24 protein-coding genes are annotated in these 25183 nt (G+C 55.6%); 12 read left to right on the top strand and 12 right to left on the bottom strand.

Features of this window, described 5'->3' with window-relative positions; genetic code table 11:
- Window positions 1-3: 3 nt before the first annotated feature.
- From L462_RS14050 to pabB, 4 genes are all read right to left on the bottom strand, one after another.
- Window positions 4-1602, bottom strand: a complete 1599-nt coding sequence (locus L462_RS14050; protein ID WP_020883423.1) for an EAL domain-containing protein — start codon at window positions 1600-1602, stop codon at window positions 4-6.
- Window positions 1603-1742: 140 nt separating this feature from the next.
- A complete protein-coding gene (gene sdaA, locus L462_RS14055) occupies window positions 1743-3107 on the bottom strand; it encodes an L-serine ammonia-lyase (RefSeq protein WP_020883424.1) in 1365 nt (454 codons plus the stop codon).
- Window positions 3108-3291: 184 nt separating this feature from the next.
- Complete coding sequence (locus tag L462_RS14060; RefSeq protein ID WP_032678418.1) at window positions 3292-3870, bottom strand: CoA pyrophosphatase; 579 nt, start codon at window positions 3868-3870, stop codon at window positions 3292-3294.
- A 6-nt stretch (window positions 3871-3876) separates the two neighbouring features.
- Complete coding sequence (gene pabB / locus L462_RS14065) at window positions 3877-5223, bottom strand: aminodeoxychorismate synthase component 1 (RefSeq protein WP_032678417.1); 1347 nt, start codon at window positions 5221-5223, stop codon at window positions 3877-3879.
- Between the two features lie 61 nt (window positions 5224-5284).
- Here pabB and L462_RS14070 point away from each other — a divergent pair, with 61 nt between their 5' ends.
- A complete protein-coding gene (locus L462_RS14070; RefSeq protein ID WP_020883426.1) occupies window positions 5285-5467 on the top strand; it encodes a YoaH family protein in 183 nt (60 codons plus the stop codon).
- Window positions 5468-5473: 6 nt separating this feature from the next.
- On the opposite strand, the gene L462_RS14075 is transcribed toward L462_RS14070, so the two are convergent.
- Entirely contained in the window at window positions 5474-5818 is a 345-nt protein-coding gene (locus tag L462_RS14075) for a RidA family protein (protein ID WP_014170591.1), read from the bottom strand.
- Window positions 5819-5949: 131 nt separating this feature from the next.
- On the opposite strand from L462_RS14075, the gene L462_RS14080 reads away from it, so the two are divergent.
- The 5 genes from L462_RS14080 to rnd all read left to right on the top strand — a co-directional run bounded on the left by L462_RS14080 (window position 5950) and on the right by rnd (window position 12328).
- Window positions 5950-7860: an ATP-dependent DNA helicase gene (locus tag L462_RS14080; protein WP_014170590.1), complete on the top strand. Its 1911-nt coding sequence runs from the start codon at window positions 5950-5952 to the stop codon at window positions 7858-7860.
- Window positions 7861-7926: 66 nt separating this feature from the next.
- A complete protein-coding gene (gene tsaB, locus L462_RS14085) occupies window positions 7927-8622 on the top strand; it encodes a tRNA (adenosine(37)-N6)-threonylcarbamoyltransferase complex dimerization subunit type 1 TsaB (protein ID WP_032678416.1) in 696 nt (231 codons plus the stop codon).
- A 37-nt stretch (window positions 8623-8659) separates the two neighbouring features.
- Entirely contained in the window at window positions 8660-9241 is a 582-nt protein-coding gene (locus tag L462_RS14090; RefSeq protein WP_020883430.1) for a Slp family lipoprotein, read from the top strand.
- A 202-nt stretch (window positions 9242-9443) separates the two neighbouring features.
- The gene (gene fadD / locus L462_RS14095; protein WP_032669980.1) at window positions 9444-11129 is read left to right on the top strand and encodes a long-chain-fatty-acid--CoA ligase FadD; all 1686 of its coding nucleotides are present in this window, start codon (window positions 9444-9446) and stop codon (window positions 11127-11129) included.
- Window positions 11130-11212: 83 nt separating this feature from the next.
- On the top strand, window positions 11213-12328 hold the full coding sequence (gene rnd / locus L462_RS14100) for a ribonuclease D (protein ID WP_123266851.1): 1116 nt from the start codon (window positions 11213-11215) through the stop codon (window positions 12326-12328).
- A gap of 78 nt (window positions 12329-12406) precedes the next feature.
- Here the strand turns inward: rnd and minE are convergent, their stop codons facing one another.
- The 3 genes from minE to minC are packed head-to-tail and all read right to left on the bottom strand — an operon-like array spanning window position 12407 to window position 14223.
- Window positions 12407-12676: a cell division topological specificity factor MinE gene (minE, locus tag L462_RS14105; RefSeq protein WP_008500504.1), complete on the bottom strand. Its 270-nt coding sequence runs from the start codon at window positions 12674-12676 to the stop codon at window positions 12407-12409.
- A 3-nt stretch (window positions 12677-12679) separates the two neighbouring features.
- Window positions 12680-13492 carry a septum site-determining protein MinD gene (gene minD, locus L462_RS14110; RefSeq protein WP_014170584.1) on the bottom strand — a complete coding sequence of 271 codons (813 nt, stop codon included), beginning with the start codon at window positions 13490-13492 and terminating at the stop codon, window positions 12680-12682.
- Window positions 13493-13515: 23 nt separating this feature from the next.
- On the bottom strand, window positions 13516-14223 hold the full coding sequence (gene minC, locus L462_RS14115; protein WP_020883433.1) for a septum site-determining protein MinC: 708 nt from the start codon (window positions 14221-14223) through the stop codon (window positions 13516-13518).
- 124 nt (window positions 14224-14347) lie between these two features.
- Between minC and L462_RS14120 the strand changes: the two genes are divergently transcribed.
- The 3 genes from L462_RS14120 (at window position 14348) to L462_RS14130 (ending at window position 15867) form a co-directional block, all read left to right on the top strand.
- Window positions 14348-14623, top strand: coding sequence for a YcgL domain-containing protein (locus L462_RS14120; protein WP_020883434.1), 276 nt, complete (start codon window positions 14348-14350; stop codon window positions 14621-14623).
- A gap of 47 nt (window positions 14624-14670) precedes the next feature.
- A complete protein-coding gene (locus L462_RS14125; protein WP_032678414.1) occupies window positions 14671-15330 on the top strand; it encodes a fumarylacetoacetate hydrolase family protein in 660 nt (219 codons plus the stop codon).
- Between the two features lie 93 nt (window positions 15331-15423).
- Complete coding sequence (locus tag L462_RS14130) at window positions 15424-15867, top strand: YcgN family cysteine cluster protein (RefSeq protein WP_020883436.1); 444 nt, start codon at window positions 15424-15426, stop codon at window positions 15865-15867.
- A gap of 27 nt (window positions 15868-15894) precedes the next feature.
- Here L462_RS14130 and dsbB read toward each other — a convergent pair whose 3' ends face one another.
- Entirely contained in the window at window positions 15895-16425 is a 531-nt protein-coding gene (dsbB, locus tag L462_RS14135) for a disulfide bond formation protein DsbB (protein WP_020883437.1), read from the bottom strand.
- Between the two features lie 143 nt (window positions 16426-16568).
- A complete protein-coding gene (gene nhaB / locus L462_RS14140) occupies window positions 16569-18107 on the bottom strand; it encodes a Na(+)/H(+) antiporter NhaB (RefSeq protein ID WP_025203874.1) in 1539 nt (512 codons plus the stop codon).
- A 201-nt stretch (window positions 18108-18308) separates the two neighbouring features.
- On the opposite strand from nhaB, the gene fadR reads away from it, so the two are divergent.
- Window positions 18309-19028, top strand: coding sequence for a fatty acid metabolism transcriptional regulator FadR (gene fadR / locus L462_RS14145; protein ID WP_020883439.1), 720 nt, complete (start codon window positions 18309-18311; stop codon window positions 19026-19028).
- Window positions 19029-19095: 67 nt separating this feature from the next.
- Here fadR and L462_RS14150 read toward each other — a convergent pair whose 3' ends face one another.
- Window positions 19096-20628, bottom strand: a complete 1533-nt coding sequence (locus L462_RS14150) for a SpoVR family protein (protein ID WP_020883440.1) — start codon at window positions 20626-20628, stop codon at window positions 19096-19098.
- Window positions 20629-20949: 321 nt separating this feature from the next.
- Here L462_RS14150 and L462_RS14155 point away from each other — a divergent pair, with 321 nt between their 5' ends.
- Window positions 20950-22248, top strand: coding sequence for a D-amino acid dehydrogenase (locus tag L462_RS14155; protein WP_020883441.1), 1299 nt, complete (start codon window positions 20950-20952; stop codon window positions 22246-22248).
- Between the two features lie 9 nt (window positions 22249-22257).
- A complete protein-coding gene (dadX, locus tag L462_RS14160; protein ID WP_025203876.1) occupies window positions 22258-23328 on the top strand; it encodes a catabolic alanine racemase DadX in 1071 nt (356 codons plus the stop codon).
- A 61-nt stretch (window positions 23329-23389) separates the two neighbouring features.
- Here dadX and L462_RS14165 read toward each other — a convergent pair whose 3' ends face one another.
- Window positions 23390-25123 (bottom strand): potassium/proton antiporter, encoded by a 1734-nt coding sequence (locus L462_RS14165; protein ID WP_014170573.1) that lies wholly within the window; start codon window positions 25121-25123, stop codon window positions 23390-23392.
- Window positions 25124-25183 lie beyond the last annotated feature (60 nt).

Here is a 25183-nt window from a genome sequence, read left to right as displayed (position 1 = left end):
AGCCTAGCGTAACGGCATCAGCGGAACGATATGCCCGTTACGCGGTGCTGGCGGAGACGAACTCTCCGCCAGCCATTGCGGAAATTCCCTCAGCGGCATAGGCTGCGCAAACAAAAATCCCTGCAGTACCTCTACCCCGTGATGACGCAAATACCGCGCCTGCTCGGGCGTTTCTACCCCTTCAGCCACCAGCTCAATGCTAAGCCGTTGTCCGAGCGCAATGATGATGTCCGTCACCGTGGAGTTCACGGCATCAGTGCCGATAGCGCTGGTAAAGGACTTATCAATTTTCAGCACGTCCGGATGCAGCTTTTCCAGCCACGAGAGAGAGCTATTGCCGGTGCCAAAATCATCAATGGCCAGCTTCACGCCCTGACGGTGTAACTCTCTTACAATGCGATAATCCACGTCCTGCAGCGCGTCACGCTCCGTCAGCTCCACAATTAGCTGTTGGGTGGGATGCGCACTGAACCAGTAGCGGTTCAGGTCCTGAATGAGCGTTCCATGCCGGAAATGGCTGGCGGCGGCGTTGATGCCAATGTGGAAGCCGGGCGTTGCCGGAAAATAGCCAATCTGACTCACCGTCTCGTTAATGACGTAACGTGTGAGGGGGATAATCAGGTTGTGCTCTTCGGCGAGCGGAATAAAAACGTCCGGGGAGATCCATCCCTGACGGGGGTTGTTCCAGCGCAGCAGGATCTCCACCCCCACGCATTTCTGCGTGCGGGCATTCAGCAGCGGCTGGCAAAACAGCTCGAATTCACGCGCGGCCAGGCCAAGGTTAATTTCCCAGGTAAAACTCATGCGGTTCGCGGTCGCAAGCCAGGCGACGTAACCCATCAGGAGACTGAGCATCAGCGCCAGCGGCAGCTGAGAGGGCAAATATATCAACGCCAGCTCGCTGGCTCCCGGGCCACTGACGGTAATGGTGAACGGGAAATGGCTGGATTGCTGGCGCAGAACCCTCTCATCATCGTTTATTGTCAGCGAGTCGGAGACATTTTCACCGTAGCGCAGGTATTTATCCCCTACGGTCAGGGCCACATCGGTGATAAGCGGGCGCTGTGGCTCCAGCATCAGGCGAGTGATGAGATCGATATTCACAATCTGCATCACACCATCTTCTCCGCTATCAGAAACCGGATACCACTGGATCAGGATCGGGCTTCCCTTGAGCAAGGATTTGTCGGTGGAGAGCACCAGTTTTGTTTCGGCGGAGGGCAGGGCAGGCTGAATCTCTCGCAACGGGACGTCGCGATTGCCGAAAATACTTGAACAGTAAAGGATACCGTCTTTGACCAGTGCAATTGAGCGCACCGTTTGCAGTGAGGCCGCCTGTTTTCGTAACACTAAATGCGCCTGAGAGCAGGGCGCTCCGACCAGTGCCAGCAGCGGGTTGCGCCCTTTTTCCAGCGGCAATAAGACGTTATCCAGCACGTTGACGGAGTGCGCCGCAAAGTTCAGGGTGTTTTGCTGATTTACGTTACGCTGTGAAATAAAGCGTATACCCAGCGTAATGATGAGCGTAAGAAGCGCAACCATCACGCAGACGATGACGCGTTTTCGGCGATACTTTTTTATGATCCTCTGTGCTGTTTGCATGGGAGGCCGCCCAATACGCCTTCAGCACCAAAAGCCGAGGCAACACAGCAAGTGTAGTGGGGAAATATTAAGTCGACGAGAAAGGGATAAAAATTCGCCCATCGTGGAAGATGGGCGAGAGAGGCGTTGAGGCGAAACGGTTAGTCGCACTGCACCTTTATCGCCAGACCGCCGCGGGAGGTCTCACGATATTTGGCGTTCATGTCTTTACCGGTTTCGTACATGGTCTCGATAACCTTGTCCAGCGAAACGCGTGGCTCGCTGGTACGGCGCATGGCCATACGCGTGGCGTTGATCGCTTTTACCGACGCGATAGCGTTACGTTCAATGCACGGTACCTGCACCTGACCCGCAACCGGATCACAGGTGAGACCGAGGTTATGTTCCATACCGATTTCAGCCGCCACACAGACCTGCTCCGGGCTGGCGCCCAGCAGTTCTGCAAGACCGGCCGCGGCCATAGAACAGGCCACGCCCACTTCACCCTGACAGCCCACTTCAGCGCCAGAGATAGACGCATTCATCTTGTACAGCGCACCAATCGCCCCTGCTGCCAGGAAGTAGCGAATGTAGATATCAGGCGTTACGGGTTCAATAAAGTGATCGTAGTAGGCCAGTACCGCCGGAACGATACCGCACGCGCCGTTCGTTGGTGCAGTCACCACCCGGCCACCTGCGGCGTTTTCTTCGTTCACCGCCAGCGCAAACATGTTCACCCAGTCGACCACGTTCATCGGGTCGTTAGAGAATTTGTCTGTGGTGACCAGCATACGGCGCAGCGCAGAGGCGCGACGCGGAACGCGCAGTGGCCCAGGCAATACGCCTTCGGTGTTCATGCCGCGATCGATACAGGCCTGCATGGTTTGCCACACGTTCGCAAAATAGTCTTCAATCTCTTTTTTGCTGTGCAGCGCCAGTTCGTTCTGCATCACCATGCCGGAAAGTGACAGACCGGTTTCATGGCAGTAGTCCAGCATCTCTTTGGCGGACTTGAACGGGTAAGGTACGTTCACATCACCCGTTGTATCTTTGCCGAAGTGTTCCTCATCAACGATAAAACCACCGCCAATGGAGTAATAGGTTTTGCTGTAGATCACTTTGTCGCCGTTAAAGGCGTGGATCTGCATACCGTTTTCATGCAGGGAGAGGTTATCGCTACGAAAACGCATGCCGTCATCATGCGGGAAATCCACTTCATGCTGACCGTTTGCCAACAGCAGGCGGCCGCGCGTTTCCACGTCGCGGATAAATGCCGGAATGGCATCAATATCTACGGTATCCGGCATATTGCCCGCCAGACCCATAATAATGGCGATATCGGTGTGGTGGCCTTTACCCGTTAATGACAATGAGCCGTAAACATCCACGGCGACACGGGTAACGCTTTCCAGTAATCCTTTTTCGACCAGATCATCGACGAACTGTTTACCGGCCTTCATCGGGCCAACAGTATGGGAAGACGAAGGGCCAATTCCCACTTTGAACATGTCGAATATACTAATCACTTTCACACTCCTGACAGGGTTACCGGGGTTCCAGTAACGATGTTATAACTGCGCATAGTGTAAGAGGGAAGACCGACCTCGGCTTAACTATTCACATGAATTAAACTAATGGTTAACGATGGTTTTGCTAATAGCGCGACGCCGATCGCAAACCTTGCAGAAGAGGGTGGAATGTAAAGTATAGTCAAGGCTTCAGGCCGATTTGCAGCGCCAGTTCACGAATGATGCCCGCCGTCATGCCCCAGACAAAATAATGCTGATACCAGGACAACCACACCCGGTGCGCATGACCCCGACGCTGGATATCCAGCGGATGATAACGCCCGAGCCGAAGGGCCTCTTCCAGCGGCATCTCAAACACCGCAGACACTTCATCGACGCTGGCGTGATATTGCAGATCGGGCGGGATAATGCCGACCACCGGTGTGACCTGAAAACCGGTCACGCTGTCGACCGGCGGCAGCACGCCGATGATCTCAACCGCCTCAGGCGGAATGGCGACCTCTTCCTGGGCTTCACGCAGCGCGGCGGCAATCAGCGAGGCGTCAGAACTGTCCACGGCACCACCCGGAAAGGCGACCTGACCGGCGTGCTTACGTAAATGTGGCGAACGCTGGGTGAGCAGCAGACCCGGCTGCTCACGACGGACCACCGGGATCAACACCGCTGCCTGACGTTGATTCAGGGCTTCGCGGCTCATGTTGGGCCGCAAAAGCTGAAAGCGCGACAGAAAATCATCCAGCGTCAGGTTCTCTTTTTCCACCCGTCATTACTCCAGTTGTTTCAGAATACGGTTAACTTTATCAAAGGTTTCCTGATATTCCGCATCGACCTGGCTATCAGCCACAATTCCGCCCCCTGCGGAACAGTACAGATTCCCCTTACAGGCGGTCAGCGTTCGAATGGTGATGCTGGTATCCAGCGTACCGCAGAGACTGATATAGCCAATGCTGCCGCACCAGGCGTTTCGACGATGCGGTTCCAGCTCATCGATTATTTGCATTGCCCGCACTTTAGGCGCGCCGGTTATCGAGCCTCCCGGGAACGCGGCGCGAAGCAGATCGCAGGCCGTGCGCGAGGCGGGCAGTTGCGCGGTAATGGTGCTGACCAGGTGATGCACCGCGGGGAACGGCTCGACGACAAACAGTTCAGGGACACGCACGCTTCCCGGTACAGCGACCCGGCCAATGTCGTTACGCATGAGGTCGACAATCATCAGGTTTTCAGCGCGATCTTTTAACGAGGCCGCCAGTTTTTCCGCCTGCTGGCGGTCGGCAACAGGATCGGCCAGGCGGGGAAGCGTGCCTTTAATCGGTCGCGTCTGAATAGTACCATCGGCAAGATGAATAAAACGCTCGGGCGAGAGGCTCAGGATAGCGCCCTGTTCCAGGCGCAGAAATGCACTGAACGGTGCCCGGTTACTGGCGTTGAGGCGGGTAAATGCCTGCCACTCATCGCCTTCACAGGTTGCCTGAAAACGCTGAGCAAGGTTGACCTGATAGCAATCACCGCTCTGCAGATAGCCCTGAACCCGCTCAAACTTCGCGGCGTACTCCTGCGCGGTCATGTTGGCGCGCCACGCAGAGGTCAGGTGGAAATCCGCTGTTGCGACGGGGACCTGTGCCTCAAGCCAGGCAAGCCGGGCGGACACATCCTGATGGCTGAGCAGAGAGACCGCCTGCTTGTGGTGATCGACGATTATTGCCCAGTCGTAAAGCCCCACCGCCATATCCGGCAGCGGAATGTCGTCCTGCGCAGTCTCCGGCAAGGTTTCGAAGCGGCGACCTAAATCATAGCCGAACAAGCCCAGCGCACCTCCCTGGAAGGGAAGGTCGGGATTTTGCGGAACGGTTAAGCCCAGCGCGTCCAGCGCCTGCTGAAGTAATGACAGCGGATCGTCCGTTGACTGCGTTTCGCCCGTCGTAGTCACATTCCCTTGTGTAATTAGGGTCTGCAGAGGGTCGGCAACCAGAATATCAAAGCGGCTGTAGGGATGATCCGCATATCCGGAGTGCAGCAACATCGCAAAAGGAAGATGGCTGAGGCGGGCAAACCAGAATTCCGCGGCGTCTGAACGCCAGGGTAATGAAATGACTGTAGGGGGTAACGGGTTCATGTGTGGCATACTACCGGGCAGCGTGAAATAATTAGCGCGGATAATTTAGCAGGAGTTGACAATGTTTGCAGGTTTACCTTCTCTGAGCCATGACCAGCAGCAGAAAGCGGTTGAGCGTATTCAGGAACTGATGTCCCAGGGGATGAGCAGCGGACAGGCGATCACGCAAGTTGCTAATGAACTTCGCGCCACCCACACCGGCGAGCGGATCGTGGCGCGTTTTGAGGATGATGAAGAGGAGTAATCCGGCTTAAACCGCCGCGATAATCTTAATTTCGACTTTGTATTCCGGCTTCATCAGCGTCGCCTGTACGGTACACCGTACGGGCGCATGTCCCGCCACAACCCAGGCATCCCAGGCTTTATTCATCGCCGCAAAATCGTCTTTACTGGCAAGAAAAATGGTCGCATCCAGAATGCGTGATTTGTCGCTGCCTTGCTTTTCCAGCACGGCGTCAATCTGCGCCAGCGTATTCGCCGTCTGTTCGAAGGCATCTGCGTCGAGATTTTCCGGTACACCGGTGTAGTAGAGCGTCTGGTTATGGATGACCACATCAGACCAGCGTGCTTCGGCATCAATGCGCACAATTGTCATAAACGTTTCCTCGTTATTTTCATGTCAGTCGGCAAGACTGCCATATTGTGTTCCCCTCGTCACTATTTGGGGTGGCACTGGAGAGGATGGGCTGACATAATCCCTGTGCAAAAATACAGTGAGAGAGCAACGTGGCAGACGATTTTTCCCCAGAAGGTCAGTTAGCACAGGCGATTCCCGGTTTTAAACCGCGTGAACCCCAGCGGCAGATGGCGCATGCCGTGGCCCGCGCAATCGACACCGCGCAGCCGCTGGTGGTGGAAGCCGGTACCGGCACGGGCAAAACCTATGCCTACCTGGCGCCAGCGCTGCGGGCTAAAAAGAAAGTGATCATCTCCACCGGGTCTAAAGCGCTGCAGGACCAGCTTTACAGCCGCGATCTGCCCACGGTCGCCAACGCCCTGAAGTATAAAGGCCGCCTGGCGTTGCTGAAAGGCCGCTCCAACTACCTCTGCCTTGAACGGCTTGAGCAGCAGGCGCTGGCGGGCGGTGATCTGCCGGTGCAGACGCTCAGCGATGTCATTATTCTTCGCGCCTGGGCCAATCAGACGGAGGAGGGGGATATCAGCACCTGCGCGAGCGTGCCGGAAGACTCTCCCGCCTGGCCGCTGGTCACCAGTACCAACGACAACTGCCTGGGGAGCGACTGCCCGCTGTATAAAGATTGTTTTGTGGTGAAAGCGCGTAAAACCGCCATGGACGCGGATGTCGTGGTGGTAAACCACCATCTCTTCCTTGCCGATATGGTGGTTAAAGATAGCGGCTTTGGCGAACTGATCCCGGAAGCGGACGTGATGATCTTCGATGAAGCCCACCAGCTTCCTGACATCGCCAGCCAGTATTTTGGCCAGTCGCTCTCCAGCCGCCAGCTGCAGGACTTAGCGAAAGATTTCACCATTGCCTACCGCACCGAGTTAAAAGATACCCAACAGCTGCAGAAGTGTGCTGACCGCCTGGCGCAAAGTGCGCAGGATTTTCGCCTGCAACTGGGTGAGCCGGGCTATCGCGGTAATCTGCGTGAGCTGCTGGCAGACAAAAATATCCAGCGCGCGCTGTTGCTGCTCGATGATGCCCTTGAGCTTTGTTACGACGTCGCGAAACTATCGCTCGGCCGTTCCGCACTGCTGGATGCCGCCTTCGAGCGCGCCACGCTCTATCGGGCACGCCTCAAACGGCTGAAAGAGATAAACCAGCCGGGGTTCAGCTACTGGTATGAATGCACCTCCCGCCATTTCACGCTGGCCCTGACGCCGCTGACGGTAGCGGATAAATTCAAAGAGGTGATGGCGCAAAAACCGGGAAGCTGGATCTTCACGTCGGCAACCCTTTCGGTGAATGACGATCTACACCACTTTACCGGGCGTCTGGGGATTGAAGAGGCGGAGTCGCTGCTGCTGCCCAGCCCGTTTGATTATGAAAAACAGGCCTTGCTCTGCGTTCCGCGTAATCTGCCTCTGCCTAACCAGCCCGGCGCGGCGCGCCTGCTGGCGGCAATGCTCAGGCCGATGATCGAGGCCAACAACGGCCGCTGTTTTATGCTCTGCACCTCCCACGCGATGATGCGCGATCTGGCGGAGCAGTTCCGCGCCACCATGACTTTGCCGGTTCTGCTTCAGGGCGAGACCAGCAAAGGGCAACTGTTACAGCAGTTTGTCAGTGCCGGTAACGCCCTGCTGGTAGCCACCAGCAGCTTCTGGGAAGGGGTGGACGTGCGGGGAGATACCCTGTCGCTGGTGATCATCGATAAACTGCCGTTTACCTCACCGGACGATCCGCTGCTGAAGGCACGTATGGAAGACTGCCGTTTGCGCGGCGGCGATCCTTTTGATGAGGTCCAGCTACCGGACGCGGTGATCACCCTTAAACAAGGGGTAGGGCGCCTGATTCGCGACACAGACGACCGCGGCGTGCTGGTCATATGCGATAACCGGCTGGTGATGCGCCCTTACGGTGCGACCTTCCTTGCCAGCTTGCCGCCCGCGCCGCGCACGCGGGACATTAAACGCGCGGTTCGCTTCCTGGCAAACCCAACGGCGGAGTAATTTGCCCGTGAGTATGCTAAGATGCGCGCCATTTTGTGACTGACCATTGCGAGAGCGCGACGACTGATGCGAATTCTGGCTATTGATACCGCGACAGAGGCCTGTTCTGTGGCTCTGTTGAACGACGGTGCTATCTCTGCTCATTTCGAAGAGTGCCCACGAGAACACACCCAACGCATTCTGCCTCTGGTTAAAGAGATTTTAACCCGGGGCAACACCACCTTAACCAACCTCGACGCACTGGCCTTTGGCCGTGGCCCCGGCAGCTTTACGGGCGTACGCATTGGAATTGGCATTGCGCAGGGGCTGGCGCTGGGCGCAGAACTGCCGATGATCGGTGTTTCCACGCTGGCAACCATGGCGCAGGGCGCATGGCGTATGACCGGGGCAACGCGCGTTCTGGCGGCCATTGACGCCCGAATGGGAGAAGTTTACTGGGCAGAATACACCCGCGATGAAAACGGCATCTGGCACGGTGAAGAGACCGAGGCAGTCCTCAAGCCGGAAGCGGTGACCGAGCGGCTGAAACAGCTGTCCGGCGAGTGGGCGACAGTAGGCACCGGCTGGCCGGCATGGCCAGAGATGGCTAACGGCACCGGGATCACGCTGACAGACGGCAACATGCTTCTGCCCGCCGCAGAGGATATGCTTCCCATCGCCTGTCAACTGCTTGAGGCGGGCAAAACCGTGGCCGTTGAACATGCGGAGCCGGTTTATTTGCGAAACACCGTCGCGTGGAAGAAACTTCCAGGCCGGGAATGAATCTCAGTAACAGGAACTGAGAAAAAGGAGTCGCATCATGGCGGTTCAGACTAAAGTTGTACGCCTTTTTATGGCAGGCGCAGTGGCCATAGCACTGAGCGGATGCGTTTCCGTTCCTGATGCGATTAAGGGCAGCAGCCCCACGCCACAGCAGGATCTGGTTCGCGTGATGAATGCGCCTGAGCTTTACGTCGGCCAGGAAGCGCGCTTTGGCGGCAAGGTTATCGAGGTGCAAAACCAGCAGGGGAAAACCCGTCTGGAGATTGCCACCGTTCCGCTGGATAGCGGTGCGCGGCCCATCCTTGGCGAACCTTCCCGCGGGCGTATTTATGCCGACGTTGGCGGTTTTCTCGACCCGGTCGATTTTCGCGGACAGCTGGTCACCGTCGTCGGCCCGATTACCGGTTCGGTAGAGGGCAAAGTCGGCAACACGCCGTATAAATTTATGACCATGCAGGTTAACGGGTATAAGCGCTGGCGGCTGACGCAGCAGGTCATCATGCCACCTCAGCCGATGGATCCGTGGATGTGGGGGCCACATCCTTATCGGTATGGCTACCCGGGCTGGGGCTGGTATAACCCGGGGCCTGCACAGGTTCAGACAATCGTTACTGAGTAACTCCCTGTAATTGTTAGAAAAGAGACAGCGGCTCAGCCGCTGTCTCTGTTTTTTACGAATAAAACGAAAAAAAAGAGTGACGCGCTTCGCAACCTTAAATCTGAACAATTAATAAACTGGTACGCTGAGTTAATATAATGTTAACAAACTGTTTATTATCGGGGTTGTGATGACGACGAACACTCATTTCAGAGGTGATGCATTGAAGAAGGTTTGGCTTAACCGTTATCCCGCAGATGTTCCTGCCGAGATCAATCCTGACCGTTATCAATCCCTGGTTGAATTGTTTGAACACTCGGTGAGGCGTTACGCAGACCAGCCTGCTTTTGTGAATATGGGCGAGGTCATGACGTTCCGTAAACTTGAGGAGCGTAGTCGGGCGTTCGCCGCCTATCTGCAGGAAGGGCTGGGGCTGCAAAAAGGGGACCGTGTCGCGCTGATGATGCCGAACCTGCTGCAATACCCGGTGGCGCTGTTCGGTGTCCTGCGTGCCGGGATGATTGTTGTCAACGTTAACCCGCTGTATACGCCGCGGGAGCTGGAGCATCAGCTCAACGACAGCGGTGCCGCCGCCATTGTGATTGTCTCTAACTTTGCCCACACGCTGGAAAAAGTGGTCGACAAAACCCAGGTCAAACACGTCATCCTGACGCGTATGGGGGATCAACTCTCAACCGCCAAAGGGACACTGGTTAACTTTGTCGTCAAATACATCAAACGTCTGGTGCCGAAATACCACCTGCCGGACGCGATCTCCTTCCGCAGTGCGCTGCAGGCGGGCTACCGCATGCAATACGTTAAACCGGAAGTGGTATCAGAAGACCTCGCGTTTCTGCAGTACACCGGCGGCACAACGGGTGTGGCTAAAGGCGCCATGCTGACCCACCGTAACATGCTGGCAAACCTTGAGCAGGTGAATGCCACCTACGGACCGTTGCTGCATCACGGAAAAGAGCTGGTGATCACCGCGCTTCCGCTTTATCACATCTTCGCGCTGACCATGAACTGTCTGCTGTTTATTGAGCTGGGCGGTCAAAACGTATTGATCACGAACCCGCGCGATATTCCGGGGCTGGTGAAAGAGCTGGCGAAATATCCGTTCACCGCCATGACCGGGGTGAATACGTTGTTTAACGCGCTGCTCAACAACAAAGAGTTCCAGAAGCTCGATTTCTCCACGCTGCACCTCTCTGCGGGTGGCGGTATGCCGGTTCAACAGGCCGTTGCCGAACGCTGGATGAAACTGACGGGTCAGTATTTACTGGAAGGCTATGGCCTGACGGAGTGCGCCCCGCTGGTCAGTGTGAACCCGCACGATATCGACTATCACAGCGGAAGCATTGGCCTGCCGGTTCCGTCGACCGAAGCCAAACTGGTTGATGATGACGATAACGAAGTGGCGCCAGGTGAACCGGGCGAACTCTGTGTCAAAGGGCCGCAGGTGATGCTGGGCTACTGGCAACGTCCCGATGCGACCGATGAAATTATCAAAGACGGCTGGCTGCACACCGGTGATATTGCCGTGATGGATGAAGAAGGCTTCCTGCGTATTGTCGATCGTAAGAAAGACATGATCCTGGTTTCCGGTTTCAACGTCTACCCGAATGAAATCGAAGATGTGGTGATGCAGCACAGCGGCGTGCTCGAAGTGGCTGCCGTAGGCGTCCCTTCCGGGAGCAGCGGCGAGGCGGTGAAGATTTTTGTGGTCAAAAAAGATCCTTCTCTTACGGAGGAGGCGCTGATCACCTTCTGTCGTCGTCAGCTGACCGGCTACAAGGTGCCGAAGCTGGTTGAGTTTCGCGAGGAACTGCCGAAATCGAATGTCGGAAAGATATTACGACGAGAATTACGTGACGAAGCCCGTGGCAAAGTAGACAATAAGGCCTGAGCTTCACGCTAATCGCCCAGACGCCGGTTAAGCCGGCGTTTTTTATGGGCGCAAACAAAAGAGAATCCGTTTTGAATTACCAGATGATCACGACCAACGACGAGCTGGCTTCGCTGTGCGAAGTGACGCGCGACTTTCCTGCCATTGCCCTGGATACCGAGTTTGTCCGCACCCGGACCTACTATCCGCAGCTGGGGTTGATTCAGATGTACGACGGTAAACACGTGTCGCTGATCGACCCGCTCGGCATTACCGACTGGACGCCGATGCGTGACCTGCTGCTCGATACTGCGGTAACGAAATACCTGCACGCAGGCAGTGAAGATCTGGAAGTCTTTTTGAATACTTTTGGCGTCATGCCACAACCGTTGATTGATACACAGATCCTCGCGGCCTTCAGTAATCGACCGCTCTCATGGGGCTTTGCCGCCATGGTTGAGGAGTATACGGGCCTGACGCTGGATAAAAGCGAATCCCGCACCGACTGGCTGGCACGCCCATTAACCGAGCGTCAACTGGAATACGCGGCGGCAGACGTGTTTTACCTCCTGCCGATTGCCGGCCAGCTGATGAAAGAGGCGGAAGCGTCAGGTTGGTTGCCCGCCGCGCTGGATGAGTGCCGAATGACGCAGCAGCGTCGTCAGGAAGTGGTTGATCCGAAAGAGGCCTGGCGCGATATCAGTAACGCCTGGCAGCTGCGTACGCGTCAGCTGGCGTGTCTGCAGCTGTTAGCGGACTGGCGTTTGCGTAAAGCACGCGAGCGCGATCTGGCCGTTAACTTTGTGGTACGCGAAGAACACCTCTGGGCGGTCGCGCGGTATATGCCGGGCAGCATGGGCGAACTGGACAGCATCGGGCTTTCCGGCAGCGAGATCCGTTTCCACGGTAAAACCCTGCTTGCGCTGGTGGCAAAAGCGCAGGAAATGCCGGACGAAGCACTGCCGGAGCCACTGCTGAATCTGATGGATATGCCGGGCTATCGCAAGGCGTTCAAGGATATCAAAGCGCTGGTGCAGGACGTCGCGACGCAAAGCAAACTGGGCGCGGAACTGCTGGCGTCACGCCGTCAGATTAACCAGCTGCTGAACTGGCACTGGAAGCTGAAACCTCAGAATGGTTTGCCGGAAATGATGGCGGGCTGGCGCGGGGAATTGATGGCCGATCGCCTGAATACTGTGCTGGAAGGTTATCCGCGATAATGAAAATGCCGGGTCATGCTGACATGCCCGGCACATTTCCCCGGCGGCATACGCTTACCGGGGATACACAATCCCGAACTACGGACGTGACTCTTCGGCTTCCGGGAGCGTAACGTTCAGCTCCAGAATCGAAATATCCCCGTCTTTTTGCTCCAGCTGCACCGTGACCATCTCCGGGTCAATCTGCACATACTTACAGATCACTTCCAGGATGTCCTTACGCAGCTGCGGCAGGTAGTGTGGCTCGGCGTCACTACGACGACGCTCCGCAACGATGATTTGCAGTCGTTCTTTTGCGATGTTGGCGGTGTTCTTTTTCCGCGAGAGAAAAAAGTCCAGTAATGCCATAACTTATCCTCCGAACAGGCGTTTGAGGAAACCTTTCTTCTCTTCTTCAATGAAGCGGAAAGGACGTTCTTCTCCCAGCAGACGGTCAACGGTATCCGCGTACGCTTTACCTGCATCTGCCATTGTATCCAGGATCACTGGCTCGCCCTGGTTAGAGGCGCGCAATACGGATTGATCTTCCGGGATCACGCCGACCAGTTTAATGCGCAGGATCTCCAGCACGTCTTCCATGCTAAGCATGTCACCTTTGTTCACGCGACCCGGGTTATAGCGGGTCAGCAGCAGGTGCTCTTTAATGGGTTCTTCGCCATTTTCCGCACGACGCGATTTGGAGGCGAGGATCCCCAGAATACGGTCCGAGTCACGCACGGATGAGACTTCAGGGTTGGTGGTGATGATGGCTTCATCAGCGAAGTAGAGTGCCATCAGGGCGCCCGTTTCGATGCCGGCAGGGGAGTCACAGACAACGAAGTCGAACTCCATTTTTTTCAGCTCGTCGAGCACCTTTTCCACGCCTTCACGAGTCAGGGCGTCTTTATCACGCGTCTGAGAAGCCGGAAGGATGTAGAGGTTTTCGGTGCGCTTGTCTTTAATCAGCGCCTGGTTCAGTGTGGCGTCGCCCTGAATGACGTTCACGAAGTCATAGACCACGCGACGTTCACATCCCATGATCAGGTCGAGGTTACGCAGACCGATATCGAAATCGATAACGACGGTTTTCTTTCCCTTCTGGGCCAAACCAGTAGCGATGGCCGCGCTGGAGGTGGTCTTGCCAACGCCTCCTTTACCCGAAGTAACAACAATAATGCGTGCCATAGAAATTCCTTGTTAAAAAGGGATCAATTCAACGGTTGAACGGTCAACGCGTCGTCTGCCAGTCGCAGACGAGCCGCTTTGCCATAAAATTCGGCTGGGATCTTGTCGCTCAGCCAATATTCACCTGCGATGGACACCAGTTCCGCCGTCAGATGAGTACAAAATATTTGCGCATCCCTGTCACCACTTGCACCCGCGAGCGCACGCCCACGCATCATACCGTATACGTGAATATTGCCATCTGCAATCAGCTCTGCGCCAGCGCTGACGTGGCTTGTAACAATCAGATCACAGTTTGGTGCATAAATGCGCTGACCGGAACGAACCGGCACATCAATCAATCGCGTTTTTGTGACAGGTGTAACGTTTTGCACCGGAGGAGGGGGCGTTTGGACTGCCGCTGGGGCAGGACGCGCGGCTTTTTCTTTGCCTTCGGTCAGAATGGGCAGACCCGCCCGGTCAATTTCTGCTTTTAGCTCAGCATCTTTGCAGCCGCTGATACCGACGATACGCAGCCCGGTCGCGGCCACGGCTTGCTGGAGAAGTTTCCAGTTAACCGGTGCATCCAGACCACTGACATTCACGACGACGGGGGCATGTTTCAGAAAAGCGGGAGCCTGCGCAATTTTGTCTTCTAACGCCTGACGAATAACCTCGGGTTTTGCATCATGCAAATGTACCACTGATAAGGTGAAGCTACTGCCTTTAAGCTCGATTGGCGTGTTTGACATCCTGGCCTTACTCAATTTGCTATTAACCGCAACACCGCCGTTGCGATATTCCGAAGAGTATCAGGCATGTTATAGTCAGGAGTATATTGAGGCAAGCAACCACCCATTAATTCAGAGTAAAAACATGTTTTGTGTGATCTACAGAAGTACAAGTCGTGACCAGACCTATCTTTATGTCGAAAAGAAAGACGATTTTTCGCGCGTACCTGAAGAATTAATGAAGAACTTTGGCCGACCTCAGCTGGCGATGCTGCTGCCGCTGGATGGCCGTAAGAAACTGGTCAACGCCGATCTGGAAAAAGTGAAAACCGCATTAGCGGAGCAAGGCTATTATTTACAGCTCCCGCCACCACCCGAGAATTTATTAAAACAGCATCTTGAGGTGAACGGGAAAAAATAGTCCCGGCTGTTTTCGGGGTTAACACATCAACCGTTTAGGGGTCGTACATGTATCAACATCATAACTGGCAAGGTGCATTACTGGATTATCCCGTCAGCAAAGTGGTCTGCGTAGGCAGTAACTATGCCAAACATATTCAGGAGATGGGCAGCGCGACGCCAGACGAGCCGGTCCTGTTCATCAAGCCAGAAACCGCGCTGTGCGACATTCGCCAGCCGCTGGCGCTGCCGCAGGGGTTGGGGTCGGTGCATCATGAAGTGGAGCTGGCCGTGCTGATTGGCGCGACGCTGCGTCAGGCCTCCGAAGAGCATGTGCAAAAGGCGATTGCCGGATACGGTGTCGCGCTCGACCTGACCCTGCGTGATGTTCAGGGCAAAATGAAGAAAGCGGGGCAGCCGTGGGAAAAGGCCAAAGGGTTTGATAACGCTTGCCCGATCTCCGGTTTTATTCCGGTAAGTGAATTTACCGACGATCCGCAGAACACCGCGCTTAGCCTGAAGGTTAACGGCGAGATCCGCCAGCAGGGCACCACGGCAGATATGATCCATAAAATTGTGCCGCTGATTGCCTACATGAGCCGCTTCTTTACCCTGAAACCGGGCGATGTGATCCTTACCGGTACGCCAGATGGTGTCGGCCCGCTGCAGGCCGGTGACGAACTGGACGTCAGTTTTAACGGCCTGTCACTGAAAACTCGCGTGCTGTAAAAGCATCTTGCCGCCTGAAGAGGGCGGCAAAACTTGCAACAACGTGCCAGACTCGTTATAAGGTGCGCTCTCTTTTGACGTGTGGACATCCTGATGAACAACATTCCTTTCTGGCAAAGCAAAACTCTCGACCAAATGACAGACGTGGAGTGGGAATCGTTGTGTGACGGTTGCGGGCAGTGCTGCCTGCATAAACTGATGGATGAAGATTCGGACGAAATCTATTTCACCAACGTTGCCTGCAAGCAGCTGAACATCAAAACCTGCCAGTGTCGCAACTATGAGCGTCGCTTCGAGTACGAGCCGGATTGCATCAAGCTAACCCGTGAGAACCTGCCCACCTTCGAATGGCTGCCGCATACCTGCGCCTATCGTCTGCTGGCGGAAGGCAAAGACCTGCCAAAATGGCACCCGCTGCTGACGGGCTCCAAAGCGGCGATGCACGGTGAACGCATCTCTGTGCGTCATATTGCGGTGAAAGAGTCAGAGGTGCAGGACTGGGAAGATCACATCATGAATCATCCCAACCGTGGATAAGAAAAAACCCGCCGAGGCGGTTTTTTTTTACCTGCCAAACAGGTCGCGTTTCTTGGGTTTGAACGGTTGTGCGATGAGCACCAGCAGCGCCACAATGAAGTAGGCCACAAAAATCCCCACCAGCCACTGCGGCATCTCAAGGCTCAGGAATTCCCACTGGCGCACAGAGCAGTCACCGGAAGCAACAAACACCTGCGGCAGCCATTTATCAAGCGGCAGCCAGCTCGGGAAGCGGGCGGCGAAATCACAGGTCATAAAAGGTGACGGATGCAGTTGCATCATGGTGTGCTGCCAGGAGAGCTCAATACCTTTCCAGGCGCTGTACAGCCAGATGGCAATTGCGGCATAGCGTAACGGCGATTTAGGGGCAATCGCACCCACCAGACCCGCACCCATAATGCCGAACAATGCACAGCGTTCGTAAATACAGAGTACGCAAGGCTGAAGTCCCATCACATGCTGGAACCACAGCGCGACCATTTCCAGCGCAAAGGCGGTCAGGGCCATTAACAACCACGCTCCGCGACCGCGAGAGCACTGGTTTAAAAATCTCAACATAATCATTTCCCTGGAACATGCTTAGAAAGCGCAGTGTAAACGAATTCGTTTTTCGCGCCACCTGTACCTGACGAAATAAAACGTAATTGGATGTTTATCGTGCGAAAAGGTAAACGGGCAGCAAGCTGCCCGATATATCAGGTTTACTGCGCGGCAAGTATACCCGCTTGTATCAACCATTGCGTACAGGGAATAAGGGTAATTTTGACGCAAAGCAATCCTACAAGCGTGAGCACCAGCGTATAGGGAAGCGCCATCCAGACCATTCGCCCATAAGAAAGACGTATGAGTGGAGCCAGCGCAGAGGTCAGCAGGAACAGGAACGCCGCCTGACCGTTGGGCGTCGCCACCGACGGCAGGTTGGTCCCGGTGTTAATTGCCACCGCCAGCAGTTCGAACTGTCCGGCGCTGATGACGCCTTGCTCCATGGCCGTTTTGGCCTCGTTGATGTAGACCGTGCCAACAAACACGTTATCCGAGATAGACGACAGCAGCCCGTTAAACAGATAAAACAGCGAAAGCTGAGCATCCGGTGCCGCCTGCAAGACAAAGGTAATGATCGGCGCGAAAAGCTTCTGGTCGATGATCACCGCGACGATCGCAAAAAAGACGGCCAGCAGGGCGGTAAAGGGCAGGGCTTCCGTAAAGGCTTTGCCGATCGCATGCTCATCCGTCACGCCGGTAAAACTGGTGGCGAGAATAATCACCGACAGGCCAATTAAACCGACTTCGGCAAGATGAAACGCCAGCGCGGCGATAAGCCAGACGCCAATGACGCCCTGTGCAATAAGACGTAGCGTCTCCTGCCGTGTCCGCTGGCTACGGCTTTGCTGGTCGAATTTCTGCAGCTCCTGACGCACGGGCGCCGGAATATGCGCACCATAGCCAAAGAGGCTGAATTTCTCCACGACTACACAGGTCGCCAGACCGCACACCAGAACCGGTATGCTCACCGGTGCCATTCGCAGGAAGAAATCACCGAAATGCCAGCCCGCAGCTTTAGCAATGATCAGGTTTTGCGGTTCACCCACCATCGTCATCACGCCGCCCAGGGCGGTCCCGACGCCGGCATGCATCATCAGGCTGCGCAGGAAGGCGCGGAACTGTTCCAGTACCTCGCGGTGGTCATTATCCACCTGGCTGTCATCAAGCAGGTCATCGCCGGGACGTGAAGAGGCCACCCGGTGATAAATACCATAAAACCCGACCGCGACGCTTATCACCACGGCGACCACCGTCAGCGCATCCAGGAAGGCTGAAAGAAATGCCGCAGCCACGCAGAAAGCCAGCGACAAAAGCGTTTTTGAAGGAATGCTCAGCAGCAGGCGGGTAAAAATAAACAGCAGCAGCTGTTTCATAAAGTAGATGCCGGCCACCATAAACATCAGCAGCAGAAGCACTTCAAGGTTTGAGGCCAGTTCTGCTTTTACATGCTCGGCGCTGGTCATCCCAATGACAACCGCTTCAATGGCCAGCAAACCGCCAGGCAGCAGGGGATAGCACTTCAGCGCCATGGCCAGGGTGAAGATAAACTCCGCGACCAGCAGCCACCCGGCAATAAACGGGTGCACAATAAAGATGAGAGGATTAACAACCAGGAACACCAGAAGTATCAGCTTGTACCAGTCGGGAGACTGGCCTAAAAAATTGCGCCACAACGCGCGCCCAAAAGAAATTTCCACGACAGACGTTCTTCCCCGTGAAGTAAAACAAAACATCAGTATACGCAAAAATCACGGCCTGGAGGGGGATTCGGCTGCAATGTAAATTTCATAAAAATGAAACGGCGATCCCTCTTTTCTCTCACTGCTGCGCTATCTGCCTCTGCGAGCCTCTGGTATGATGAGTGCAATTTGCTAAAGCTGTGTAATGGAAATCTCACTATGGTCATTAAGGCGCAGAGCCCGGCGGGTTTCGCGGAAGAGTACATCATTGAAAGCATCTGGAATAATCGTTTCCCTGCAGGGTCCATTCTTCCGGCTGAACGCGAACTCTCTGAACTGATTGGCGTCACTCGCACCACGCTTCGGGAAGTGCTCCAGCGACTGGCGCGTGATGGGTGGTTGACGATTCAGCATGGCAAGCCAACAAAAGTAAACAATTTCTGGGAAACCTCCGGGCTGAATATTCTTGAAACGCTGGCGCGCCTCGATCATGAAAGCGTGCCGCAGCTGATTGATAATCTGCTCTCCGTGCGTACCAATATCGCCACCATCTTTATTCGTACGTCTTTCCGTCAGCACCCGGAAGATGCGCTCCAGGTTCTGGCCAGTGCCAACCAGGTGGAAGATCATGCGGATGCGTTTGCCACCCTTGATTACAACATCTTCCGCGGCCTGGCGTTTGCCTCCGGTAACCCGATTTACGGCCTCATCCTTAACGGCATGAAAGGGCTCTATACCCGTATCGGTCGTCACTACTTTGCCAATCCGGAAGCCCGCAGTCTGGCGCTGGGCTTTTACCACAAGCTGAGCGAGCTCTGTTCCACCGGTCAGCACGATCAGGTGTATGAAACCGTGCGCCGCTACGGTCGCGACTCCGGTGAAATCTGGCACCGGATGCAAAAAACGTTGCCGGGTGACCTGGCCATCCAGACCCGCTAAAAGAAAAAACCTCTCAGCTGAGAGGTTTTTTTTCGCCCTGACGCGGGCGTTTCGGTTCAGGCAGGCACTACAGCGTATTCATCCGCGTCGGGCAGCGCTCCAGCAGCTCCACGCTACCGTCTTCATTCTGCTGCTCCAGCAACACGTCAAAGCCCCACAGGCGATGCACATGCTTCAGCACCTCTTTGCGCCCTTTATCCAGCGGGGCACGGTTGTGCGGGATGTAGCGCAGCGTCAGAGAGCGGTCACCGCGGAGATCCACGTTCCATACCTGAATATTGGGTTCAAGATTGCTCAGGTTGTACTGGGAAGAGAGGCGAGAGCGGATCTCCCGGTATCCCTCTTCGTTATGAATCGCTGAAATTTCCAGGAAGTTGTTACGGTCATCATCCAGCACGGTGAAGAAGCGGAAATCGCGCATGATCTTCGGCGACATAAACTGGCTAATAAAGCTCTCATCCTTGAAATCGCGCATCGCAAAATGCAGCGTTTCCAGCCAGTCCGAACCGGCAATATCCGGGAACCAGTATTTGTCCTCTTCCGTTGGCGACTGGCAGATACGTTTGATGTCCTGGAACATCGCAAAGCCGAGGGCATACGGGTTAATGCCGCTGTACCACGGGCTGTTGTAAGGCGGCTGGAACACCACGTTGGTATGGCTGTGGAGGAATTCCATCATAAACCGCTCGGTGACTTTCCCCTCGTCATACAGATGGTTGAGGATGGTGTAATGCCAGAATGTCGCCCAGCCTTCGTTCATCACCTGCGTCTGTTTTTGCGGATAGAAGTACTGGCTGACCTTACGCACAATGCGCAGGATCTCACGCTGCCATGACTCCAGCAGCGGCGCGTTCTTCTCCATAAAGTAGAGCAGGTTTTCCTGTGGCTCAGACGGGTAGCGGCGCGCCTCAGCGACAGCTTTCTCTTCTTCACGCTTAGGCAGGGTGCGCCACAGCATATTCACCTGGCTTTGCAGATACTCCTCGCGGCTTTTCTGCCGGGCTTTCTCCTCCTGCAGGGAAATTTTCTGCGGCCGTTTGTAGCGGTCTACGCCGTAGTTCATCAGCGCATGGCAGGAGTCGAGCAGTTTCTCCACTTCATCGACGCCGTAGCGCTCTTCGCAGTCGGTAATGTATTTACGGGCGAAGATCAGGTAATCGACGATCGAACTGGCGTCCGTCCAGCTGCGGAAAAGATAGTTATTCTTGAAGAAAGAGTTGTGCCCGTAGCAGGCATGCGCCATCACCAGCGCCTGCATGGTAATGGTGTTCTCTTCCATCAGGTAAGCGATACACGGGTTGGAGTTGATGACGATTTCATACGCCAGCCCCTGCTGGCCGTGTTTATACAGCCGTTCCGTTTCAATAAATTTTTTACCAAACGACCAGTGCGGATAATTGATCGGCATCCCGACGCTGGAATAGGCATCCATCATCTGTTCGGAGGTTATGACTTCAATCTGGTGAGGATAGGTATCCAGGCGATAGAGTTTTGCTACCCGGTCGATTTCAGCGAGGTAGACATCCAGCAACTCAAAGGTCCAGTCGGGTCCATCGCTGAGACGTGTGTTGTCCTTGTTCAGGGAATCAATAGTAGCCATTAGCGCGCCCTCGTTGTGGGTGCTCTCTCTGTCTGGAGAGCCTCCTTTCAAGCATAGATCAACGTGTTAAAAAGCGTGCTGGAGCAGAAATTTTTTCTTTACGATTTCCCGTTTTCAATACGGTAAAAAAAGCGGTTCATGCAGAGTTTTATGCTGGTTAAAAATAACGCGCAGCAGGAGATCCCAAATAAGTCCTTTCCCCGCCAGTAGGGGAAGATGTGAGATAAGTCACCATAAAAAAGTCGTATGTTGAATAATATTTTCAACTAGGTTATCAATCTGTAATTAGAAGATTGTTCTTTTGCACATTATGGAGTGGCTATGCGTGTTGTCATACTGGGAAGTGGTGTGGTTGGCGTAACCAGCGCCTGGTATTTAAGTCAGGCGGGGCATGACGTAACCGTTATCGATCGTGAGCCAGGCCCTGCGCTGGAAACCAGCGCGGCGAATGCCGGGCAAATCTCTCCGGGCTATGCGGCACCGTGGGCGGCTCCCGGCGTGCCACTGAAGGCGATTAAATGGATGTTCCAGCGCCATGCGCCGCTGGCCATTAGCCTCGACGGCACGCAGTTCCAGCTTAAGTGGATGTGGCAGATGCTGCGCAACTGCGACACCCGCCATTACATGGAAAACAAAGGGCGTATGGTGCGTCTGGCGGAATACAGCCGTGACTGCCTGAAAACCTTGCGCGCCACCACCGGCATTGAGTACGAAGGCCGTCAGGGCGGTACGCTGCAGCTGTTCCGCACGGCGCAACAGTACGAAAACGCCACCCGCGATATCGCCGTGCTGGAAGATGCCGGTGTTCCGTATCAACTCCTCGAGGCCAGCCAGCTGGGACAGGTTGAGCCGGCGCTGGCGGAGGTGTCCCACAAACTGACGGGCGGCCTGCGTTTACCCAACGATGAAACCGGCGACTGTCAGCTCTTTACCCAGCGTCTGGCGCAGATGTGCGAGCAGGCAGGGGTAACATTCCGCTTTAACACGCCCGTCGATAAATTGCTGTCGGAAGGCGGTAATATTTACGGCGTGAAGTGCGGCGAAGAGGTGATCAAAGCGGATGCCTACGTCATGGCCTTTGGCTCTTACTCTACCGCCATGCTGAAGGGCATTCTGGACATTCCGGTCTATCCGCTGAAGGGGTACTCCCTGACCATCCCGGTGAAAGAGGACAGCGGTGCACCCGTCTCCACCATTCTGGATGAAACCTATAAAATCGCCATTACCCGTTTCGACAACCGTATCCGCGTAGGCGGCATGGCGGAGATTGTCGGCTTCAACACCGAGCTGCTGCAGCCGCGTCGTGAAACGCTGGAGATGGTCGTGGGCGATCTCTTCCCGCGCGGCGGTTTTGTCGAGCAGGCCACGTTCTGGACCGGTCTGCGTCCAATGACGCCAGACGGCACGCCGATTGTGGGCCGCACTCCGTTCAAAAACCTGTGGACGAATACCGGACACGGCACCCTCGGCTGGACAATGGCCTGTGGCTCAGGTCAGCTGTTGAGCGACTTGATTTCCGGGCGCACCCCGGCAATTCCGTTTGACGATTTAAGTGCCGCGCGCTATCAATCTGGGTTCACCCCCTCGCGTCCACAGCACCTGCACGGCGCGCATAACTAAGGAGTTGTCATGTCCCGTCCTGTTCTGGCTCAGCTGGACTTGCAGGCCCTGAAGGATAACCTGCAGATTGTTCGCCGTGCTGCGCCAGGTTCACGCGTCTGGTCGGTGGTGAAAGCGAACGCCTACGGCCACGGTATTGACCGCATCTGGAGCGCGCTCAGCGCGACCGACGGTTTTGCGTTACTGAATCTGGAAGAGGCCATTCTGCTGCGCGAGCGTGGCTGGAAAGGCCCTATCTTATTGCTGGAAGGGTTCTTCCATGCCGACGATCTGCCGTTGCTGGATAAGTACCGGCTGACCACCAGTATTCACAGCAACTGGCAGGTTAAAGCCCTGCAGGACGCCAGACTGCATGCTCCGCTCGACATTTATCTCAAGGTGAACAGCGGCATGAACCGCCTGGGCTTCCAGCCCGAGCGGGTACATACGGTATGGCAACAGCTGCGCGGCATCAAGAATGTGGGCGAAATGACGCTGATGGCGCACTTTGCCGACGCGGAAAAACCCGATGGCATCGCCGAGGCGATGGTGCGGATTGAGCAGGCGGCTGAAGGTCTGGCGTGTTCGCGCTCGCTCTCTAACTCGGCGGCCACGCTGTGGCACCCGGAGGCGCACTACAGCTGGGTACGCCCGGGGATCATTCTGTACGGCGCGTCACCGTCAGGGCAGTGGCAGGATATTGCTAACAGCGGCCTGAAACCGGTGATGACCCTGCGCAGCGAAATCATCGGCGTACAAACGCTGAAGGCCGGTTCCACGGTGGGCTACGGCAGCCGTTACCGGGCGACAGGCGAACAGCGAATTGGCATTGTGGCGGGAGGCTATGCCGACGGCTACCCGCGTATCGCTCCGACCGGCACGCCAGTGTGGGTGGATGGCGTTCGCACGGGTACCGTGGGGACGGTCTCAATGGATATGCTGGCGGTAGACCTCACGCCGTGCCCGCAGGCGGGGATTGGTTCACCGGTTGAGCTGTGGGGAAATGAAATTAAAATTGACGATGTGGCCGCTGCTGCAGGGACCGTTGGCTATGAGCTGATGTGCGCTCTGGCGCCGCGCGTACCGGTTGTGACGGTGTAACTATGCGATGTGCCGGGGGGGCGATAACGCCTTCCCCGGCCAGTAAGACATGTTACCTAAACTACTCTGACTCTTCTTCCATCGGCCTTACGCCGACTTTGCGTACCGCGTTATCTTCTTTCTCGGCCACCGTCCAGATCATCCCGGCAAACTCGACCTGGTCACCAACAACGGGTGCTGCGCCAAGCAGTTGCTGGATAATTTCCCCCAGCGTTTGCTGCTTATCGCGATACTCCAGCCCTTCATCCAGACCGTAAATCAAGGCAACATCTGCAAATTTGGCGCTCGCTTCCAGAATAAAATCGCCGAAGAAACGCTGATCCAGCGCCACCGGTGGCGACTGGCTGAACAATTTACCCAGCGCGGGCAGGTCGCGCTCGCGGCCAATCACGCACAAAATATCCCCTTCACGCAGACGGGTGCTGCCGGTAGGGTGAAGCAGAACATTGTCGCGGAACAACGCGGCAATCCGCGTTTCGGCGGGCATATGCAGATCGCGCAGCGACGCGCCCACGCACCATTTGTCTTCGCTAAGCTGGTACACAAACTGTTCCCACGGATTTTCCGGATGAATATCCAACCCGACGCGGGAGACGGGCCAGCCAACGGGGGGGATCACCACTTTTGCCTTTTTCGCCGCCCAGCCGAGTGACGTGCCCTGGAACAGGAGTGAAATCAAAACAACGAAGAATGCGACGTTGAAGAACAGTCGGGCGTTATCGAGACCCGCCATCATCGGGAACACGGCAAGGATAATCGGCACCGCGCCGCGCAGACCCACCCAACTGATAAAGATACGCTCGCGCAGGTTAAAGCCGCGAAACGGCAGCAGGCCTGCAAACACCGACAGTGGACGGGCGAAGAAGATCATCCACGCCGACAGCATCAGCGCCGGTACGGCGATAGGCAGCAGGTCTGAAGGGGTAACCAGCAGGCCAAGCACCAGGAACATGCCAATCTGCGCCAGCCAGGCCAGTCCGTCGAAGTTCTGCAAAATGGCGTGACGGTTGCGAATAGGGCGGTTACCCATCAGGAAGCCGCAGAGGTAGACGGCAAGAATGCCGCTGCCATCCAGCGCGGTGGTGACGGCAAAAATCAGAATGCCCCCGCTCAGCGCCAGCAGAGGGTAAAGCCCGGCGGGAAGTGAAATCCGGTTGATCATCTGCTGCAGCAGATAGCCGCCGCCGAGGCCAAGAATAATCCCCAGACCAAACTGCTGCAGGATATGCCAGGCAAACATCCAGCTCAGCCCGCTTTCGTGCTGCTGGATCATCTCAATCAGCGTGATGGTGAGAAACACCGCCATGGGATCGTTACTGCCGGATTCAATCTCAAGCGTGGAGCCAACACGTTCGTTAAGCCCTTTACCGCCAAGCAGGGAAAAGACCGCCGCCGCATCGGTTGAACCGACAATAGCGCCAATCAGCAAGCCTTCCATGATATTGAGATGGAACAGCCAGGCGGCCATCATCCCGGTCAGGCCTGATGTGATTAATACGCCTACGGTCGCGAGCGACAGCGCCGGCCCTAAGGCGACGCGGAACGAGCTCGCCTGAGTGCGCATCCCGCCGTCCAGCAGGATCACTGCCAGCGCGAGGTTACTCACCATGTAGGCGAAAGGGTAGTTATCGAAAGGAATACCGCCGATGCCATCGATGCCAGCCAGCATGCCGATAGCAAGGAAAATAACGAGAATAGGTATGCCGAGACGCGATGAAAATGAACTTAATAATATACTACAGGTTACAAGCACAGAACCCAGAATGAAAAGGCTGATTATCGCTGCGGCATCCAATGTTGTCTTACTCCCACCTCAATGTTAACGCTGTTACTAAAACCCTAACATATTAACCAC

The sequence above is a fragment of the Enterobacter sp. BIDMC 26 genome, assembly GCF_000534435.1.
GTDB classification, from domain to species: Bacteria; Pseudomonadota; Gammaproteobacteria; order Enterobacterales; family Enterobacteriaceae; genus Enterobacter; species Enterobacter ludwigii.
The sequence above is the reverse complement of the archived record's forward strand: the minus strand, read 5'-3'. Positions and strand labels throughout refer to the sequence as shown.